This is a genomic window from Parasediminibacterium schistidii (assembly GCF_046546515.1).
GTDB lineage: Bacteria > Bacteroidota > Bacteroidia > Chitinophagales > Chitinophagaceae > Parasediminibacterium.
The window spans coordinates 1-19,144 of sequence record NZ_JBKHKJ010000002.1; the positions used below are offsets into that span (position 1 = coordinate 1).

A 19,144-nucleotide genomic window follows, 5' to 3' on the forward strand; every position below is an offset into this window, starting at 1 on the left:
TTGAACTTTCGGGAAGTTGCAAAGACGAAACTTTCAGAAAGCAAAGGAAACCCGTTGCACACCACCACCCCGTCAGGTAGAGGTACGAAACATCTCACCAAATACCCGCCAGTTTCATTCAATAATCAACGTTGATAGCTTCGCCAATAAAAATCATCACTCATTCGGTTAGATATCTCCTTCGTCGATATGACGATTGCTGATGAAAGCGAAGGAAAACCAGGGCAACATCTACAACTTCTTCCCCTTCCTCCTCGCCATCCATTTTACCCCCTCGTACCATATTACCGATACAAAAGCAATGGCTATACATACGCCTAAACGGGGCAGGCTCAAAGGTTCAAATTCAAAGAAATGCGATAGGGGGTTTATGTATATCAGCAAGGCAGTAATAGAAACGGTAATGCCAATAATCAGCGGCACCAAATTGTTCTTGTACCGCAGCGTGGCGATGATGGAATAATAAAATGAGCGGTTTATAAGGGTAAGAAATACATTGGCCGCTATCAGGACTGTAAAAACCATGGTGCGTGTTGCCGTTTCGCTAAAGCCACGGCGCACGCACAACTGGTAAACCAGCAATGTGCCAATGGTAATGGCCAGCCCCTGCACAATACTGGTTGCCAACTCTTTCCAGTTGAAAAAAGTATCTGTAAACGGGCGGGGCTTTTGCAGCATGGTATTTTTTTCCATCGGTTCGTTTTCGTAAATGATAGAACAGGTAGGCCCCATAATTAGTTCCAGGAAAATAATATGCACCGGGGAGAAAATATTGGGGTACACCCATCCCAATGCCAGCGGCACAAAAACCGTGAGTATAATGGGTATGTGGATGGATATAATGTATTGGATGGCTTTTTTCAGGTTGGCATATATTTTTCTTCCCGTGGCCACGGCATCTACCATTTTAGAGAAATCGTCATTTACCAAAATTAGCGATGCGGCTTGCTTAGCTATTTCCGTTCCTTTTTTGCCCATGGCAATGCCTATATGTGCAGCCTTCAGGGCTGGGCCATCGTTTACACCATCACCTGTCATGGCCACTATTTGGTTGCCCGCCTTAAGGGCGTTTATTATTTTCAGCTTTGCCTCGGGGAACATGCGGGTAAACAATTGGGTATCCAATACTTTTTGTTGAAGGTCTCTGTCGGGCAATTGCATCAGTTCATCCCCGGTGATGCTTTTTTCATAGCCCTTAAAGCCAATTTGCTTGGCAATGGCGGTGGTGGTAGCGGCATTGTCGCCTGTAACAATTTTTACGTCTATCCCTGCTTCGTAAAAAGATTGCAGTACAGCGTTTATGTTTTTCTTGGGGGGATCGTAAAAAGCCACGATTCCCTTGAAAGCAAACTTAAACTCCTGCTGGGTAGCTGGGAAATTGTTGCCATCAAATATTGCTTCGCCAATGGCCAATAAGCGATAGCCTTCTACGGCTAGGGTATTGATAGCGGTTGTTATTTGCTGCTGCTGTTCCACTGACAAATTGCTTACTTGCATCAATGCCTCTGGCGCACCCTTGGCAGCTATTATACGCTTGCCCGTGCCATCCTCAAAAACATGGGTCATCATGGGGGGCTTGCCACCCAATGGGTATTCATACACCATTTTGTATGCTGGCCGCTCGTCCTGCCCCATTGTTTTTGCATAAGCATCATGCAAGGCAAGCTCCATGGGGTCGAAAGGGATAGGCTCGCTGGCAAACATGGCTAGTCGTATCAAGGCTTTACTTTCATCGCTTATATTTTCTTCTGGGGATGAAATGGCTTGCGAAGCCAGCACGAATATTTTTGCCAGGCTCATTTTGTTTTCCGTGATGGTGCCAGTTTTGTCGGTGCATATTACCGTGGCACTGCCGAGCGTTTCCACCGTTTTCATTTGTTTTACCACGATGCCTATTTTCATCAGCCGCCAAGCGCCTAGTGCCATGAAAGTGGTAAAAGCCACTGGTATTTCTTCCGGCATAATACTTAGGGCAAGCGTTAGGGCTTTTAGCAAACTATCGAACAATAGCCGCGAATGCGCAAAGTTGATGCCCCATACGATGGCAAAAACAACCGCCCCTGCCATTACCATTTTCTTTACAAAATTGTTTATCTGTAGCTCCAACGGTGTTTTTTCCTCGGCAATGCTTTCTAGGCTTTTGCCAATTTTGCCCAGCTTGGTCTCGTTGCCAATGGCGGAAACGGTGGCAATGGCCAGCCCACTAACCACTGTGGTGCCACTAAAAACAAATTTATCCTCCTTGCCTTCGTCCTTATAAACAGGCAAGCCTTCCCCGGTAAGTATGGATTCATTCACAGAAAAATCGTTGGAATGCACAATGGTGCCATCTGCCATCACAGGCGCGCCTTCCTCTACCATCAGGCTGTCGCCCACTACCACCTCCTCGCTTTTTATTTCCATTACCTCCCCATTGCGGATCACTTTGCAAGTGGGTTTGGTAAAGTCTTTTAGTTTTTCCAAGGCATTGCGGCTCCTAGAATCTTGATACAGGGAAATAGTAATCTCGAACACAATAGCAAAAGCCAGGAAAATACCATCCCCCGTTTTGCCGCTGAAAAAATAAATAGCAGAGGCAAAAAAGAGCAGGATAACCATTGGCTCCTGGGCTATGCTGATAATGGCCTGTACAAACCCGTTTACTTTTTTATACTGCAATTGGTTGGCCCCGTATTGTTCTTTTGCCGCCAGCACTTCTGGGTTGGTCAATCCTTTAATGTCAAAGTGATTAGTAGGCATAATAGTTTGCTTTATTGATGGGATAACCGCAAGTTTCCGTGAATAATCGAGAGATGGCGCAAGTTGACGGCATCACACCACGCCTGCAAACGGCAAAGGTGGACTCAATAGCATGGAATGGGGTTATACAATTGCGATGAAATGTTGTAACATTCTCACATCGGCTAAAAGTCGAAGGAACAACCAAACTAGCAAACCAATACTACTCCCTAAATGTGTGAATGATGTAACCCTTTCCTTCAATGGTGTAACAAAGCCGCATGCACCTGGCAGACCTTTGCCCAGCATCAAAATAAAATAATTAAGCATTAAGCAAACATGATTTCTATCATGTACACAAAGGGCTTGGGTCATAAAAGCACCCGAATCCTGAATTTACCTTGCACTCGGTTTTAAAGCTGGCACATCAGTTATTAAAGCCATCACATTTTAAAAACAACAATTATGAAACCGTTACAATGGTTAAGTAAAAAAGGGGCACTACTCCTCCTTTTCACCCCAATGATAGCATCGATGTCTATGGCACAGGTGAAGTTTGGCACCAAGGACGATCTGAACATCCTGATAAGCGGCACTTCTACCCTGCACGACTGGGACATGAAAGATGCAAAAGGGCAATGCACGGCCGTTTTTGTATTGAACGATGAAGGCAAGCCAACAGGATTGAAAAGCCTGTACCTTACCATACCTGCCGAAGGGCTGAAAAGTGGCCATAGCGGCATGGATAAAAATGCCTATAAATCGTTAAAAACCAGTGCCAACCCCAACATTACCTATACCCTTACATCTGCTACCGTGGGGCAGGATGGCGTAATTAAAAGCACGGGCAAACTAACCATAGCTGGGGCCACAACGGATGCGGCACTTGTTACAAATTATAAAATGAATGCCGATAAAAGCATCACCGTAAACGGGATGAAAAAGCTGAGCATGAGTGATTTTAATATGGAACCGCCCACGTTTATGATGGGTGCTATTAAAACAGGCAACGACATCGTATTGAAATTTGATGTTACCCTGAATAAATAAAATTAGCTACAAAGGCAGAAAGGCACGAAGCAGCACGAAGGAAAAAAGGTTATTACAAATCATCATATAGTAAAAAGGTAAGGCTTACAGTTTTACTATATGGTGAGTAATAACAAACCTCAATAACTCCTAATTCATAATTAATAATTCATAATTCTGCTTAGTGCCTCTTTGAGCCTTCGTGTCTTTGTGGCGAAAAAAACATTTAATAACTGATACAAAAAACAAACAAATGAAAAATTCAAATATTAAAATAAGCACACTCGTATTGCTAGGGCTATTACCCGCAATGTTAATGGCACAGCAGCCTAAAATTGCCTACCTTAGGGCGTATGACAAAAGCGGCATCAATGTTTTTGAAGACAGTAAAAATGACACAGCCATTTTTACTGGGCTAAAAGTAAGGTTTGGTGCAGGGTTTACGCAGCAGTTCCAGAATTTAAAGCATGAAAACTCAGGTGCGTTAAAAAACAACATAGGCTCTTTTGCAGGCGGTGTATCCACTCCCGGTAACCAACTGAAAGTAATTACCGCTGGTTTTCAAACAGCACAAGCCAACTTGAATATGGATGTTCAATTGGCAGACGGTATCCGTTTGAATGTAACATCTTATTTATCAACCAAGCACCACAACGAAACATGGGTAAAAGGCGGGTACATACAGTTTGACAAATTGCCTTTTAAAGGGGAAATATGGAGCAATATCATGAAAGTAACCACTATAAAAGTTGGGCATTTTGAAGTGGACTATGGAGATGAACACTACCGCAGGTCTGATGGTGGACAGGCTTTGTACAACCCATTCATGGAAGGCAACGTGATGGATGAATTTGCTACTGAAATTGGTGGCGAGGTATATGTGAAGAAAAATGGCTTGTTTGGTATGTTTGGCCTTACCAATGGGATGATAAAAGGGAATATAGATTCGCTGTATGCCGCTGGCAACCCAGATGGCGACTTGCACAAATCGCCCACCATCCTGTTAAAAGCAGGCTTTGACAAAAAATTGGCAGATAATATCCGTGTAAGGGTTACAGGTTCTTATTACGGTAACCAAAGCAGTGGCGGCAACACTTTGTTTGGCGGCGACAGGTCAGGCTCCAATTACCAATTTGTGATGGAGCAAAATGCTGCCAACCCTAGCAGTACCACAGGAGCAGGTACACCTTTGGCTTTCTCTGGCAGGTTCAATCCCGGTTTTAGCAAAAAGATAAATGCCTTTATGCTAAATGGTTTCTTGAAAGCAAGTGGTTTTGAATTGTTTGGCACGTTGGAAACATCTTCTGGCCGCAATGCTAAAGAAACATCTACACGCAATGCAAACCAATATGCAGTGGAAGGGATTTACAGGTTTGGTGCAACAGAAAACCTTTTCTTAGGCCTTAAGTACAATGGCGTGAAAGCAGCACTACTGAACAATGCCGGCGGGACTGGTGCAGGGCCAATTGTATATACAGATGATGTTACCATCAATCGATTTGCTGCGGCTGGTGGCTGGTTTTTAACCAAAAACGTTTTGCTGAAAGCAGAATATGTAAACCAGCAATATAACAACTTCCCAAGTGCAGATTATAGGTCAACAGGAAAGTTTTATGGCTATGTGGTAGAAGCCGTGGTTGGGTTCTAGGTAGAAATTGTTGTTTTTATAGTGTAGCAGCTAGGTTGGGGAAATACCCAATCTGGCTGTTTTTATTTTAAGAAAAGTGAGCATACAAGGGCTATACGGCAGCCCTGCATAGTATTGGAGATTGTGCTAATGCTATATGCCCTATTATATGTCGATAAGCTTGTGCACCTTTTGTTTCCTATTGCTTACGAACCTTGTGGTTAAAATACTCGATATAAGGTTTAGAATAACAATTCTATTAAATAAATTCACATACTTGACCCGATGTACTTAGGCTATACTTTACAACTCATGGCCTATAACCCTATCTTTACACCATGCAAGTACTTACAGCTACCTATGTAATCTCCTCCCCCGATGTTGCCCAATGCCCAGCAGCAGACAGGCCAGAATATGCTTTTATCGGCCGCAGCAACGTGGGCAAGTCATCGCTTATCAATTCTATTTGCAACAGCCAGAAATTGGCCAAGACATCCTCCTCCCCTGGCAAAACCCAGTTGATTAATCATTTTGCCATAGAAAGTATATCCACTATAAAAAGCCCACGGGCAAAGTGGTATTTGGTAGATTTGCCAGGCTATGGCTATGCCAAAATATCGCAAAGCTCGCGCCGGCGCTGGGAGCAAATGATAGAAAACTATTTGCGCAAAAGGGAGAACCTTGTAAATGTTTTTGTATTGATAGACAGCCGTCACAGCCCACAAAAAATAGACCTTGAATTTTTGACCAAGCTTGCCTTGTGGAAAGTGCCTTTCACGTTGGCTTTTACCAAATCGGACAAGGAAAAACCAGGTGCTGTAGAGCGGAACGTAAAAGCTTTTTTGGATGCCATGCGGGAAACCTGGCAGTTTTTACCCCAAGGTTTTGTAACGAGTGCCACCAAAAACAAAGGGCGAGAAGAAATACTGGCGTTTATTGACAAGAGCAACAATCCGGAAACAGAAGGGTAAAAGAATTAAGTGCCACAAAGACAGAAAGGCACTAAGAAGCACAAATTTTGTTATTATTAGCTTTTCATTATTTCTTTTTCCTTTTTCCACCATTTCATGCCTATGTAGCCCATGATGGCCAATGGGGCAAACATGAGGTATAGGATACCTGAATTTAAAGAATGTGCTGGGCCCTCGCCTAGTTGCTGGGCAGTTTTGGTGCAGATGCTGCATTGTGCCGTAGCGGTCTGTAGTTGTATAAAGCTACAAATGGCTAGGACAGATAAAAACAGGATTTTTTTGCTCATTTTATAAAATTAACAGCACAAAGATATGCCAGCTTAGTGGTAAAAAATTAGCAAAGGATTTACAAGGCAGGGGATAGCATTTATTAATACCAGATAGCCTTTGTTATCCAAAACATTACCATAGGAATGGCAATATTTCTTTTTTGGAAATATTTAGCCATAAATACATATAATCTTTATACTTTTACACTCTCAAAATAATTATCAAATTAAAAAGCAGTTGAAAAACAAATCTTCATATATCAAAGCATGTCAGTTTACTACTGTTGTGCCTGCTTTTATTGCCACTCCCCGACCACGTCCTGGTTTCTGATAGGCCGAGCAATTGCCAGTTGCCCCTATCAGTGAAACATACCCGAATTTATCGGCACTTTTATTGTAAAATAAGTGCAGGCACCAATCAACAATCTTCTTAGAATTTTATAACTTTTTTTATACGGTGGAACATCAGGATATAATTGTTCGTGTAGCCAATCATATTGACACACACTATGCAATCAGGATAACAGACGAAATGGAAGCCTCTGCTATGGCAAGGGGTACAGGCATTGCTAAACGTAGCCCAGAATATATTGCAGCAAAAATGCTAGAAGGCAAGGCGGTAATAGCTTTAAAGCCGTCTGGCCAATGGGTAGGGTTTTGCTACATTGAAGAATGGAGCCATGGTCAGTTTGTTGCCAACAGCGGGCTTATTGTAGCACCAGAATTCAGGAAAAGCGGCGTAGCCAAAAAAATAAAGGAAACCATATTTGCCCTATCCAGGGAAAAATACCCCGAGGCAAAGATTTTTGGCTTGACTACCGGCCTTGCCGTGATGAAAATCAATAGCGATCTTGGGTACGAACCCGTAACATATAGCGAATTGACGGACGATGAGGAATTTTGGTCAGGCTGCAAAAGCTGCGTGAACTACGATATACTCATGAGCAAGGGAAGGAAAAACTGCATGTGCACGGCCATGCTCTTTGACCCTAAAGACCATTATGCACCTAAAGAAACTTCAGAGAATTTTCAAGAACATTCCAAATTGTACGAAAGGTTCAACGCCATCAAGCAAAGCAAATTATTGAAATGGTTTTATAAAAAAGAAGGCAAGCCAACCGGGCATACGTTAAAAGCTTTTTTCAGTTTCTTTTTTCATTAAATATATTATTTAATAATCCCTAGGTATCCCCTTGGGGATGCGGGTATAGTCTCTATAATCATGGATCAAAAAAAACAAATAGTACTTGGTTTTAGCGGAGGTTTAGATACCTCTTACTGTGTAAAATATTTAACGGAAGACAGGGGCTTCGATGTGCATAGCATCATCGTAAACACTGGCGGCTTCAGCGATGAAGAATTAACCCAAATTGAGGTGCATGCCTATAAATTGGGTGTAAAAACCCATACCACTGTAAACGCAGTAGAGGGTTATTACGACAGCATTATCAAATACTTGATTTTCGGTAATGTACTAAAAAACAATACTTACCCATTAAGCGTAAGTGCAGAACGCCTTAGCCAAGCATTGCACATTGCAGCACATGCCAAAAAACTTAATGCTACCGCAGTAGCCCATGGCAGTACTGGTGCAGGTAACGACCAGGTAAGGTTTGATATGATTTTCCATATCATGATACCCGGTGTAGAAATCATTACCCCTATACGTGACTTGAAACTAAGCCGGGAGGAAGAAATAGCCTACCTAAAAAGCAAAAATGTGGACATGAACTTTGAAAAAAGCATGTACAGCATCAATAAAGGCTTGTGGGGTACAAGTGTTGGCGGAAAAGAAACACTGAACAGCAAAGGCATGTTGCCCGAAAGCGCATGGCCTACGCAAGTTACCAAGCACGATACGGAAGAAGTAAAACTAAGCTTTGAAAAAGGCGAGTTAAAAGCAGTAAACGATACAAAATTCGACCATCCAGCAAAAGCCATCCAGTTTTTGCAGGAAATTGCTGGTGGTTATGGTGTAGGTAGGGATATACATGTGGGTGATACCATCATAGGCATTAAAGGCCGTGTAGGTTTTGAAGCCGCTGCCCCCATGGTCATCCTAAAAGCCCACCATGCTTTGGAAAAACATGTATTAACCAAATGGCAATTGAACTGGAAAGATCAATTGGCTCAGTTTTATGGCAACTGGCTCCACGAAGGGCAAATCATGGATCCGGTAATGAGGGACATAGAAGCCTACCTTACCAATAGCCAGCAACAAGTAACTGGTGAAGTGTTTGTACAATTAATGCCTTACCGATTCCAAATAATAGGCATAGAAAGCAGTTACGACCTAATGAGTGCCAAGTTTGGCAAGTATGGTGAAATGAACACTGGCTTTACAGGCGAGGACGTGAGAGGATTCAGCAAAATATTCGGCAATCAAACAAGTATTTGGAACAAGGTAAAAGAGAGTAATGAAAATAAGTCGTACTAATTTTCGAATAGGTCTTTTCTTAGAAGACTTAATCTATAATATGAAAATATACTTAACTATTTTAATCGGATTTCTTTTACCAATAATTACTATTGCTCAAACTACAAAAGCATATCCTAATTATGGTGTTATGGAGATAGCTGACAACAAAGATTATTTCGTAATAACAAATAAATCAGATTTTAAAGTTTACAAAGATGAACAGTTGAAGAAGATGTCTTATTCATTCTCTGGGGTCACTAAGGAAACCGAAATTCTCAGAAAGGATATAGATGGTAAGACTATAACCTATATTGGCAATGATTTTTGTTACTATATTAATAAAAACCAAAATTTTGATGTGGTCATATTCGAAGAAAAAAAACAATTCATTCCCATTTTCTTAATAAAAGTAAAATTTTTTACCTCTGAGGAGAGAAAGAAGTTAACACTTAATGTTATGAATGCATTTCACAATATGAAGTTGACTAAGTATTGATAATCATTAAAATATCTAGAAATGAAATCAGATTATTCAATATTAGTTGGTAACGATGTTAATAATATTAATAATACTCAAAGTTGGGAAGAATTGCTAAAAACAATCATTAAGCACTTAGATATTAATAATTTAATAGACACTAATAATTTAAGATCTAAACCATTTCCTTTTTTATATGAAGAGATATATTTGAAATCACTCAAAAAAAACAATGCTTCAGAAATAGAATTAAAAGAGTTTATTGCTCAACAAACTAAAGAAATTAACCACAATGCAATACATGAAAGAATAATGAGTTTAGAGATTAATGATATAATGACTACAAACTATGAGTACGCATTGCAAAGAAGTAAGGGATTTGAATACGACAAGTTGGAGAATTTTGGTTTTAAAAAAGAAAAAAAGTACAATATTTATAGGCATAATGTAGTAAACAAAAGTAGGATTTGGCATATTCATGGCGAATGCAATACTGCAGAATCAATAACTTTAGGTTACGAGCATTACTGTGGACAATTGCAACGTATGAGACAATATGTCGTATCAGGAAAAGATTTGGATAATGAAAAAATAGGCGGGGGTAAGGCTAGGAAAAATAAACTTGGAATTGATGAATATTCTTGGCTAAATCTTTTTTTCACAAAAGATATTCATATTGTCGGACTATCCTTAGACACTGTGGAAATAGATTTATGGTGGCTTCTCACTTACCGCGCAAGACAAGTATTGCAACAAAATGGAGAACAAGAGACAATTAATAATTCTATTAAATATTATTACCCAAGTAGTTATGAAGTAAAGTCAAAAGAAAAACTAGAATTACTTAAAGCTAATCAAGTTGAAACTATTTCAGTAACAGCAAAAAGTAAAGAAGAATATTACAATAAAATCATTGATATAATTGAAAGAAATGATTAAAGCAGGCATAATAGGCGGGGCAGGTTATACAGGCGGGGAATTGATAAGGTTACTCATCAACCACCCACTGGTAGAAATTGTGTTTGTGCAAAGCGGCAGCAATGCGGGCAACTTGCTAAGTAAAGTCCATCAGGATTTGATAGGCGAAACTGAAATAACATTTGTGGCCGATTGCCCTCCATTAACCACAGAATATATAGATGTATTGTTTTTCTGCGCAGGTCATGGCGAAGCCAAGAAGTTTGTGTTGGGCAATGAGATTGCTGCTGATGTAAAATTAATAGACATAGGCAACGATTTCCGTTTGAAAGAAGATGCAAATTTAAAAGGCCGCCAATTTATCTACGGCCTACCTGAATTGAACCGTGAACTCATAAAAAAAGCAGACAGTATAGCCAACCCTGGTTGTTTTGCAACAGCTATACAATTAGGGTTGCTGCCTTTTGCAAAAGAAGGGGCTTTTTACCAGCAGGAAATTTATACCACAGGCATTACAGGCAGCACTGGTGCAGGGCAAAGCCTAAGCCCCACATCGCACTTTAGCTGGCGGAGCAACAACATACAGGCCTATAAAACCCTTACGCACCAGCACAATGCAGAAATAAAACAATCGTTGATACAGGCAGAAGACAGCATAAGAAGCAATGACATATCCCTGAATTTTGTGCCTTGGCGAGGTGATTTTGCGAGAGGTATTTTCGTAAGCTCTACATTCAAATGCACTTGGGGTAAAGAACAAATACTGAAAGTATTTAAAGAAGCATACAAAAATGAACCTTTTACAAAAATATCCCTCGAACCCATCCATTTAAAACAGGTTGTCAATACCAATAAATGCGTGGTGAACATAGAAATAATAGAAGACAAAGTAGTAGTTCATTCGGTAATTGATAATCTGCTGAAAGGGGCATCTGGGCAAGCGTTACAAAATATGAATTTGATGTTTGGGTTTGAGGAGACGTTGGGATTGAAGTTGAAAGCGGCGGCTTTTTAAGGTAATATAAGGTGTAGGGTATAGGGTTTAAGGTATAAGGTATTGGTGCAGTAGGGAACAAGTCTTTTCAATAAAATATATTGTGGTTATAATATTAAAAAAAGACGAAGGCCAAAAGAAAGTGCAACGTATTTTCAAAAAATGACATAAAAGGACAGGCGTGGATACAAAAAATATTGTGGTGTAATTAAACTAAAGGAATGCCCATTAAGAATTCAAAAAGAAATGAGGGATGAGTGGTAGATTAGGAAGTATAAGGTTTGTTACATTCATATTCATTATTAAACTTTGAATAATGCGTGATTACAAAAAATTGGATGTCTGGAAAAAATCCCATGAAATGTACATTTATATCAAAAAAAATATAGCCACAAAGTTTCCAAAAGAAGAACGATATGAGTTAACATCACAACTTCTAAGGGCGGCTTTATCAGTACCCTTAAATATAGTTGAAGGTTGCGGAAGGTTCACGAATAAAGACTTTGCTCATTTTTTGGATAACTCTTTGGGTTCTGCAAATGAAGCCGATTATTGTTGCTTCGCAGCATTTGAGTGTAATTATATAACAATAGAAGAATACAATACCGCAAATAAATTAATTAATGAGGTTAGAGCAATGCTTCTTTCTTTTTTGAAATTTCTCAGGAATAGCAATTCGGCGAATCCCCCTAAACCTTAAACCCTAAACCTCATACCTATTATGAACTTATTCAATGTATACCCCCTTAATAACATAACCATCACAAAAGCTTTAGGTAGTAATGTCTGGGACGATAATGGCACTCAATACCTAGATATGTATGGCGGTCATGCAGTTATCAGTATTGGGCATACCCACCCACACTGGGTAAAAAAGATTGAAGAGCAATTGGAAAAAATAGCCTTTTACTCCAATTCCATCATTATACCTATCCAGCAACAATTGGCAGACAAGTTGGGTAAAGTAAGTGGTAAAGACGATTATCAATTGTTCCTCTGCAACAGTGGTGCCGAAGCTAATGAAAACGCCTTAAAATTGGCGAGTTTCCACAATGGCAAGAAGAAGATCGTATCCTTTAAAAAATCTTTCCACGGCCGTACTTCCTTGGCGGTGGCAGCAACGGACAATCCTTCTATAGTTGCCCCTGTAAACGAAACTGAAAACATCATCTTCCTTCCTTTTAATGATGAGCAAGCTTTAGCTGCTTGTTTTGAAGCCCACTGCAGCGATATATCCTCTGTTATCATCGAAGGCATACAAGGTGTTGGTGGTATCAATATAGCTTCCGAAAGCTTTTTACAATTGATCAGGAGCCTGTGCGATAAACACAATGCTGTATATATAGCCGATAGCGTACAATGTGGTTATGGCCGTAGCGGTAAATTTTTCGCACATGACTATGCAGGCGTAAATGCCGATATTTATTGCATGGCAAAAGGCATGGGCAATGGCTTCCCCATTGGTGGTATTTTGATAGCACCCCACATCCAGGCAAAATTTGGCTTGTTGGGCACTACTTTTGGTGGTAACCACTTGGCTTGCGCTGCTGCCTTGGCTGTATTGGAAGTAATTGAGCAAGAAGATTTATTAAACAACGCAAAAGAATTGGGCGATTATATCATCAACGAATTAAAGGCAATAAACGCTATTAAAAATGTGCGTGGCAGGGGCTTGATGATTGGCTTTGATGTACCGGAAGATATAAAAGACCTCAAGAAAACCCTTCTTGGCCAGTTCCATATTTTTACTGGTGAGGCAAAGCCCAATGTGATACGTTTATTGCCTTCATTAGCATTGACAAAAGCACATGCAGACGAATTTTTAGCTGCTTTGAAGGAAGCAATTGCTCTTTTAGAAAAGAAAGTTTAACCGCAAAGGCACAAAGGTTTACGCAGAGAACACAAAGGAACATTGCAAGGAAAGACTCTATAGGTTTAATAGGCAATTTATCTTAAAATCCTCTGCGCTTACTTCGCGCGAAAACTTGGCGACCTCTGCGGTTAATAAAAATATTTACAATGAAACAATTTATTTCAATAAACGATGTATTAACACCTGCCCACTCCACTATTGGGCTGGCTATCAATAGCCTTACTGCAAAGGCACTGGCTTATAAGCAAAACCCTTTTATAGACAGGGCTTTGGGTAAAGACAAGCGTATTGGCTTGTTGTTCCTAAACCCAAGCCTGCGTACCCGCCTTAGCACGCAGGTTGCGGCACAAAACCTGGGTATGGAAGCCATTGTATTCAATGTGGACAAGGAAGGCTGGGCATTGGAATTTGAAGAAGGTGCCATCATGAGTGGAAATACAGTGGAACATATAAAAGATGCAGCCCCCATCATGGGCAGCTATTTCGATATACTTGCCATCAGGACATTCCCTGGCTTGCAAAACAAGCAGGACGATTACAGCGAAATGTACATCAACCAATTCATCAAATATGCTGGTGTGCCCGTTGTAAGCCTAGAGAGTGCAACCTTGCACCCATTGCAGTCACTCACGGATATTATGACCATGCAGGAACACCTGTTGGCCAACCCCATAGCTAAGCAAAAATGCAAAGTGGTGCTTACATGGGCGCCGCATGTAAAAGCATTGCCACAATGCGTGGCCAATAGTTTTGCCCAATGGGTAAACGCATGGGGCGAGGCCGACTTTGTAATTACGCACCCCAAGAATTATGAATTGGATGAGCAATTTACCAAAGGGGCAACCATTACCCACAACCAAGACGAAGCATTGAAAGATGCCGATTTTGTGTATGTAAAAAACTGGAGCACGTATAACGACTACGGCAAAGTATATGAAAACAACCCGAAATGGATGTTGACACAAGAAAAATTAGCCGTAACGAACAATGCCAAAGTAATGCACTGCCTCCCCGTAAGGCGGAATGTAGAACTAAGCGATGAAATATTGGATAGTACGAGCAGCATCGTTACTACACAAGCCGGAAATAGGGTTTGGGCAGCTCAAGCGGTACTTTCAGAAATATTAACTTTGAAGCTTTAATATCATAAATTTTACTAATGATGACAGTTAGGGGTGTATATGAAAATGGAAAAATAGAATTACTTCAACAGGTAAATGCAGTTAAGAAGCAAAAAGTACTAATTACGTTTATTGAAGAAGCCGATAATGAAGAAGAGCAACGATTATTATCACTTCAAAATATAAATATGGACATGCAAGATTATCTATTGAATGATAAAGAAGATTTATATCAAGATTATCTTAAAAAGAAGTAGATGCAGACAGGTGATATTGTAATTGTAAATTTCCCCTTTAGCAATTTAATAGAAGAAAAGGCTCGGCCAGCAGTTGTGGTTACTATAACAGAAGATGGGTATAGGGATGTTTTAGTCTGCATGATAAGTTCTGTTGTGCCGAAAACCTTTTCAAAATATCAATTAATAGTCCAGCCTAGCAAAAAGAATAATTTGAGGGCAATCTCCATTATAAAAGTGAGCAGGATTGTAACTATCGAAAACAATAAAGTAATAGCTGAAATTGGGAAATTGGATAAGGAAGACCTAAAACAATTTAAACTAACTTTTAAATCATTAGTGGATAATAATGCTGAATAAATTATACGTTATAAAAATAGGCGGGAACATCATTGATAACGAGCAGAATTTAGCTGCTTTTATCAAGGATTTTGCTGCGGTGCAGGGGTTGAAAGTTTTAATCCACGGCGGAGGCAAACTGGCTACTAAACTGGCTGCACAGTTGGGCATTGAGCAACAAATGGTAGAAGGCAGGCGCATTACTGATGCAGCGACACTAAAAATTGTAACCATGGTGTATGCTGGCTTTATCAATAAAAACATCGTTGCCCAGTTGCAAGCCAATGGCTGCAATGCAATAGGTCTTAGTGGTGCAGATGGAAATGCTATCAAAGCCCACAAACGCCCACCGATAGAGTTCTCTGAAATTGATTATGGTTTTGTAGGCGATGTGGATGAAGTAAACACCGATTTGCTGCAAAGTTTATTGCACCAGGATATTGCCGTGGTACTGGCACCTATTACGCACGATGGCAATGGGTTATTGCTCAATACCAATGCAGATACCATTGCCCAGGAAACAGCAAAAGCATTAAGCAGTTTGTACGATGTGGAATTGATCTATACTTTTGAGAAAAGTGGCGTGTTGCTGGATGTGAACGATGAAAGCTCGGTAATACATTCGCTAACGCACAAATATTACAAGGAATTAAAAATGCCTGCTTATGGCACTGGCGAACCTAAAATTTTTGCTGGCATGATACCCAAGCTAGACAATGCTTTTGCAGCCATCAAAAGTGGCGTAAGCAAAGTTATCATTGGCAAAGCAGAACAGTTAGGACAATTAATTACCGGGGAAGCAGGCACAACAATTACAAATAACTAAGCCTGCTTTTTGCCCCTCTCCTTTGGAGAGGGGTTGGGGTGAGGTCTAAAAAGGAAAGATACTATGAAACATATTACAGAAGAAGCCATCAGGCTTTTGAAATTGTTGATTGCCACACCTTCTTTTTCCAAGGAAGAAAACGACACAGCCGAAATTTTATGCTCTTTTTTCGAGCAACATGGCATTCCATATTCCCGTGTGGGCAATAATATTTATGCCAAGAACAAGCATTACGATCTAGCCAAGGAAAGCATCCTGCTAAACTCGCACCACGATACCGTGAAACCCAATAAAGGCTACACAATCGACCCATTTACCCCTTTGGAAAAAGACGGCAAAATATTTGGTTTAGGTAGCAACGATGCAGGTGGCTGCCTTGTTTCCTTAATTGCCACTTTCCTTCATTTCTACCATCAGGAAAACCTGAAATACAATGTGGTTTTTGCCGCTAGTGCTGAAGAAGAAATAAGTGGGGTAAATGGTATAGAATTAGTATTGCCTTACCTAGGCAATATCAACTTCGGCATCGTGGGCGAACCTACCAAGCTGGAAATGGCTGTTGCCGAGCGTGGGTTGATGGTAATAGATTGCACTGCCCAAGGCCGTGCCGGCCACGCTGCCCGCAACGAGGGCGAAAATGCCTTGTACAAAGCAATAGACGATATTAATTGGATACGCAACTACCAGTTTGAAAAAGTGAGCGATTTATTGGGCGAATCAAGGCTTACGGTTACAGTTATTGAAACAGAAAACAAGCAGCACAATGTAGTGCCGTCGCAATGCAAGTTTGTGATAGACGTACGTGTAAACGAACTATATACTTTTGAGGAAATTCTCGAAGCCTTAAAGCACAACCTTAAAAGCCAGTTCAAGCCACGCACAACCCGGATGAAATCTACCTCCATAGCTTTAGACCACCCATTGGTAAAAGCAGGTATTGCCTTGGGCAAAGGTTACTACGGCTCACCAACAACCAGCGACAAAGCCTTAATGCCTTTCTCTACCCTTAAAATGGGCCCAGGCGACAGTGCCCGCAGCCATACAGCAGATGAATATATATATGTTGCTGAGATAGAAGATGGGATAAAAACTTATGTGGCATTGCTAGACCAATTAGTTCTTTAAGCATCGACATTTAAGATACATAAAGGTTTTTTGCATTGCGCCTCGCCTTTGGAGAGGGGTTGGGGTGAGGTTTAACTAACAACTGCGAGAACCTTTTAAGCATTGACATTTATTTAGCCCAAATAAAAACCGTATTTTAGCAATCAAATGCACATGACTATGACAACATTAATTGTAGATATTGAAAATAAAGAAGACTTAGATGTTTTAATCCCACTGATGAATGAAAGGAAAATCCATTGGCGTTCCTCTAAAATTCGCACTGGAACTTCCTATACGCCACCTTCAGCCTTGGATTATGATAAATTTATGCAAGAGTTAAATGCTTTGGGTGGAAAAGACAACTGTTCCTCTTTTGGGGATGCGGCGGAGTATCAACGTGAAGTAAGAAAAGACAGAAAACTTCCTTTTAGGGATTAATGCAACATGATTTTACTTGACTCTAACATATTAATTTATAGTTTTCAGCCTCAATATGCCTTCTTAAAAGATTTAATTTTTGATAGAGACATTTTTGCAGCAATTTCGGCTATTACAATCCTTGAAACGATTGGTTATCACAATATTAGCGAAGAAGAGGAACTCTATTATAAAAAAGCAATCCAATGGATGTACATATATAATATTGATGAAAATATTATTGAATTTGCAACCAGCCTGAAAAAACAAAAGAAAATGAGTATTGCAGATGCTATGATTGCTGCCACTGCTATGTTAAATAACCATATTTTATACACCCGCAATACAAATGACTTTAAGCATATCCCAAATCTCCAAATAATTAATCCTATAGACAATAATGAGTAATTTATTGAGCGCAAAAGTTCTTTAAACTCATAACTCATAACTCATAACTCATCATTATTTTGAAGCTCTGGCAAAAAGACATCGCATCGCTGAAAGAAGTAGAAACCTTTACCGTGGGCAAAGACCGTGAAATGGATTTGTTATTGGCTCCTTACGATGTATTGGGTTCAATTGCCCATGTAACCATGCTGGCAACTATTGGTTTATTAACCAATGAGGAAAAAGATATTATTGTAAAAGAACTGCAAGCCATCTACAAACAAACGCAAGATGATAGCTTTAAGATAGGAGAGGGGGTAGAAGACATCCATTCCCAAATAGAATTTTTGTTAACGGCATCCTTGGGTGAAATGGGCAAAAAAATACATTCTGCCCGTAGCCGAAACGACCAGGTTTTGGTAGATATTAAACTGTTCCTGCGAAGCGAGATAGAATCATTGGTAAATGCTATTGTTCCTTTTTTCCAACTATTGCAGCAGCAGAGTGAAGCCTTCAAAAATCATTTGTTCCCAGGCTATACGCATTTGCAACTAGCCATGCCATCTTCTTTTGGTTTGTGGTTTGGTGCTTATGCAGAAAGTTTGGTTGACGATATGGTTACCCTGCAAGCCGCTTATAAAGTAGCCAATAAAAACCCTTTGGGTTCGGCAGCGGGCTATGGTTCATCTTTTCCTATCAATAGGAAGCTGACAACCGAATTATTGGGCTTTGACAATTTGAACTATAATGTAGTCTATGCCCAAATGGGGCGTGGCAAGGCAGAGCGCATTACCGCACAGGCTTTGGCAAATGTGGCGGAAACACTAGCAAGGCTTAGCATGGATATGTGCCTGTACCTAAACCAAAATTTCGATTTCGTTTCGTTCCCACAGGAGCTTACAACGGGTAGCAGCATCATGCCGCATAAAAAGAATCCAGATGTATTTGAGTTGATTCGTAGCCACTGCAACCGAATCAAGGCTTTGCCCAACGAAATCACCATGATGACCACCAATTTACCAAGTGGCTACCATCGGGATTTGCAATTGCTAAAAGAACACTTGTTCCCTACTTTTAGTACCCTAAAAGACTGCATAAGTATGGCAGCCTTAATGCTAAGCAATATTTCAGTAAAGCAACCTATCCTTACCGACGAAAAATATAAATATATTTTTAGCGTGGAAGAGGTAAATAAGCTTGTTTTGCAAGGTATCCCATTCAGGGATGCCTATAAGCAAGTTGGCATGGCAATTGAAAAGAATGCCTTTGAATATACCATTGATATTCAGCACACGCACGAGGGATCCATAGGAAATTTATGCAATGAAGAAATAAATGCAATGATGGAAGAAACCTTTGCTATGTTTGGGTTTCAAAAGGTACACAGTGCCATTGACAAATTAGTGAATTAATAA

The 19,144-nt window shown here is 40.2% G+C and carries 20 protein-coding genes; 18 read left to right on the forward strand and 2 right to left on the reverse strand.

Translation table 11 applies throughout. The annotated features are described in order from the left end of the window. Positions 1–231 precede the first annotated feature (231 nt). The gene (locus ACHFIY_RS01375; RefSeq protein WP_410844251.1) at positions 232–2,739 is read right to left on the reverse strand and encodes a cation-translocating P-type ATPase; all 2,508 of its coding nucleotides are present in this window, start codon (positions 2,737–2,739) and stop codon (positions 232–234) included. A gap of 444 nt (positions 2,740–3,183) precedes the next feature. Between ACHFIY_RS01375 and ACHFIY_RS01380 the strand changes: the two genes are divergently transcribed. From ACHFIY_RS01380 to yihA, 3 genes are all read left to right on the forward strand, one after another. Next, the gene (locus tag ACHFIY_RS01380; protein WP_410844252.1) at positions 3,184–3,768 is read left to right on the forward strand and encodes a YceI family protein; all 585 of its coding nucleotides are present in this window, start codon (positions 3,184–3,186) and stop codon (positions 3,766–3,768) included. A 232-nt stretch (positions 3,769–4,000) separates the two neighbouring features. Continuing rightward, the gene (locus tag ACHFIY_RS01385) at positions 4,001–5,395 is read left to right on the forward strand and encodes a hypothetical protein (RefSeq protein WP_410844253.1); all 1,395 of its coding nucleotides are present in this window, start codon (positions 4,001–4,003) and stop codon (positions 5,393–5,395) included. 317 nt (positions 5,396–5,712) lie between these two features. After that, the gene (gene yihA, locus ACHFIY_RS01390) at positions 5,713–6,345 is read left to right on the forward strand and encodes a ribosome biogenesis GTP-binding protein YihA/YsxC (RefSeq protein WP_410844254.1); all 633 of its coding nucleotides are present in this window, start codon (positions 5,713–5,715) and stop codon (positions 6,343–6,345) included. Positions 6,346–6,401: 56 nt separating this feature from the next. Here the strand turns inward: yihA and ACHFIY_RS01395 are convergent, their stop codons facing one another. After that, on the reverse strand, positions 6,402–6,632 hold the full coding sequence (locus ACHFIY_RS01395) for a hypothetical protein (protein WP_410844255.1): 231 nt from the start codon (positions 6,630–6,632) through the stop codon (positions 6,402–6,404). 439 nt (positions 6,633–7,071) lie between these two features. On the opposite strand from ACHFIY_RS01395, the gene ACHFIY_RS01400 reads away from it, so the two are divergent. The 15 genes from ACHFIY_RS01400 (at position 7,072) to argH (ending at position 19,141) form a co-directional block, all read left to right on the forward strand. Further along, positions 7,072–7,776, forward strand: coding sequence for a GNAT family N-acetyltransferase (locus tag ACHFIY_RS01400; protein ID WP_410844256.1), 705 nt, complete (start codon positions 7,072–7,074; stop codon positions 7,774–7,776). Positions 7,777–7,836: 60 nt separating this feature from the next. Continuing rightward, entirely contained in the window at positions 7,837–9,051 is a 1,215-nt protein-coding gene (locus tag ACHFIY_RS01405; protein ID WP_410844257.1) for an argininosuccinate synthase, read from the forward strand. Positions 9,052–9,091: 40 nt separating this feature from the next. Beyond that, positions 9,092–9,529: a hypothetical protein gene (locus ACHFIY_RS01410; protein WP_410844258.1), complete on the forward strand. Its 438-nt coding sequence runs from the start codon at positions 9,092–9,094 to the stop codon at positions 9,527–9,529. 21 nt (positions 9,530–9,550) lie between these two features. Next, a complete protein-coding gene (locus ACHFIY_RS01415; protein ID WP_410844259.1) occupies positions 9,551–10,450 on the forward strand; it encodes a hypothetical protein in 900 nt (299 codons plus the stop codon). Further along, entirely contained in the window at positions 10,443–11,444 is a 1,002-nt protein-coding gene (gene argC, locus ACHFIY_RS01420) for an N-acetyl-gamma-glutamyl-phosphate reductase (RefSeq protein ID WP_410844260.1), read from the forward strand. Before ACHFIY_RS01415 ends, argC begins: the two co-directional genes overlap by 8 nt. Before the next feature lie 295 nt (positions 11,445–11,739). Further along, complete coding sequence (locus tag ACHFIY_RS01425) at positions 11,740–12,123, forward strand: four helix bundle protein (RefSeq protein ID WP_410844261.1); 384 nt, start codon at positions 11,740–11,742, stop codon at positions 12,121–12,123. Positions 12,124–12,144: 21 nt separating this feature from the next. Next, entirely contained in the window at positions 12,145–13,293 is a 1,149-nt protein-coding gene (locus ACHFIY_RS01430; protein ID WP_410844262.1) for an aspartate aminotransferase family protein, read from the forward strand. A 149-nt stretch (positions 13,294–13,442) separates the two neighbouring features. After that, positions 13,443–14,438 carry a Rossmann-fold NAD(P)-binding domain-containing protein gene (locus ACHFIY_RS01435; RefSeq protein ID WP_410844263.1) on the forward strand — a complete coding sequence of 332 codons (996 nt, stop codon included), beginning with the start codon at positions 13,443–13,445 and terminating at the stop codon, positions 14,436–14,438. A gap of 17 nt (positions 14,439–14,455) precedes the next feature. Beyond that, complete coding sequence (locus ACHFIY_RS01440; RefSeq protein ID WP_410844264.1) at positions 14,456–14,674, forward strand: hypothetical protein; 219 nt, start codon at positions 14,456–14,458, stop codon at positions 14,672–14,674. Then, positions 14,675–15,013: a type II toxin-antitoxin system PemK/MazF family toxin gene (locus ACHFIY_RS01445; RefSeq protein ID WP_410844265.1), complete on the forward strand. Its 339-nt coding sequence runs from the start codon at positions 14,675–14,677 to the stop codon at positions 15,011–15,013. Then, a complete protein-coding gene (gene argB, locus ACHFIY_RS01450) occupies positions 15,003–15,818 on the forward strand; it encodes an acetylglutamate kinase (RefSeq protein ID WP_410844266.1) in 816 nt (271 codons plus the stop codon). Before ACHFIY_RS01445 ends, argB begins: the two co-directional genes overlap by 11 nt. A gap of 63 nt (positions 15,819–15,881) precedes the next feature. Beyond that, complete coding sequence (locus ACHFIY_RS01455; RefSeq protein ID WP_410844267.1) at positions 15,882–16,943, forward strand: M20 family metallo-hydrolase; 1,062 nt, start codon at positions 15,882–15,884, stop codon at positions 16,941–16,943. A 159-nt stretch (positions 16,944–17,102) separates the two neighbouring features. Continuing rightward, complete coding sequence (locus tag ACHFIY_RS01460) at positions 17,103–17,363, forward strand: hypothetical protein (RefSeq protein ID WP_410844268.1); 261 nt, start codon at positions 17,103–17,105, stop codon at positions 17,361–17,363. Between the two features lie 6 nt (positions 17,364–17,369). Then, positions 17,370–17,750, forward strand: coding sequence for a type II toxin-antitoxin system VapC family toxin (locus ACHFIY_RS01465; RefSeq protein WP_410844269.1), 381 nt, complete (start codon positions 17,370–17,372; stop codon positions 17,748–17,750). A gap of 59 nt (positions 17,751–17,809) precedes the next feature. After that, positions 17,810–19,141, forward strand: coding sequence for an argininosuccinate lyase (gene argH, locus ACHFIY_RS01470; RefSeq protein ID WP_410844270.1), 1,332 nt, complete (start codon positions 17,810–17,812; stop codon positions 19,139–19,141). The last annotated feature ends 3 nt before the right edge of the window (positions 19,142–19,144 follow it).

Coding starts and splice junctions, on each gene's coding strand:
- ACHFIY_RS01375 (WP_410844251.1), bottom strand. CDS start 2,739: ATGCCTACTAATCACTTTGACATTAAAGGATTGACCAACCCAGAAGTG.
- ACHFIY_RS01380 (WP_410844252.1), top strand. CDS start 3,184: ATGAAACCGTTACAATGGTTAAGTAAAAAAGGGGCACTACTCCTCCTT.
- ACHFIY_RS01385 (WP_410844253.1), top strand. CDS start 4,001: ATGAAAAATTCAAATATTAAAATAAGCACACTCGTATTGCTAGGGCTA.
- yihA (WP_410844254.1), top strand. CDS start 5,713: ATGCAAGTACTTACAGCTACCTATGTAATCTCCTCCCCCGATGTTGCC.
- ACHFIY_RS01395 (WP_410844255.1), bottom strand. CDS start 6,632: ATGAGCAAAAAAATCCTGTTTTTATCTGTCCTAGCCATTTGTAGCTTT.
- ACHFIY_RS01405 (WP_410844257.1), top strand. CDS start 7,837: ATGGATCAAAAAAAACAAATAGTACTTGGTTTTAGCGGAGGTTTAGAT.
- ACHFIY_RS01410 (WP_410844258.1), top strand. CDS start 9,092: ATGAAAATATACTTAACTATTTTAATCGGATTTCTTTTACCAATAATT.
- ACHFIY_RS01415 (WP_410844259.1), top strand. CDS start 9,551: ATGAAATCAGATTATTCAATATTAGTTGGTAACGATGTTAATAATATT.
- argC (WP_410844260.1), top strand. CDS start 10,443: ATGATTAAAGCAGGCATAATAGGCGGGGCAGGTTATACAGGCGGGGAA.
- ACHFIY_RS01425 (WP_410844261.1), top strand. CDS start 11,740: ATGCGTGATTACAAAAAATTGGATGTCTGGAAAAAATCCCATGAAATG.
- ACHFIY_RS01430 (WP_410844262.1), top strand. CDS start 12,145: ATGAACTTATTCAATGTATACCCCCTTAATAACATAACCATCACAAAA.
- ACHFIY_RS01435 (WP_410844263.1), top strand. CDS start 13,443: ATGAAACAATTTATTTCAATAAACGATGTATTAACACCTGCCCACTCC.
- ACHFIY_RS01440 (WP_410844264.1), top strand. CDS start 14,456: ATGATGACAGTTAGGGGTGTATATGAAAATGGAAAAATAGAATTACTT.
- ACHFIY_RS01445 (WP_410844265.1), top strand. CDS start 14,675: ATGCAGACAGGTGATATTGTAATTGTAAATTTCCCCTTTAGCAATTTA.
- argB (WP_410844266.1), top strand. CDS start 15,003: ATGCTGAATAAATTATACGTTATAAAAATAGGCGGGAACATCATTGAT.
- ACHFIY_RS01455 (WP_410844267.1), top strand. CDS start 15,882: ATGAAACATATTACAGAAGAAGCCATCAGGCTTTTGAAATTGTTGATT.
- ACHFIY_RS01460 (WP_410844268.1), top strand. CDS start 17,103: ATGACAACATTAATTGTAGATATTGAAAATAAAGAAGACTTAGATGTT.
- ACHFIY_RS01465 (WP_410844269.1), top strand. CDS start 17,370: ATGATTTTACTTGACTCTAACATATTAATTTATAGTTTTCAGCCTCAA.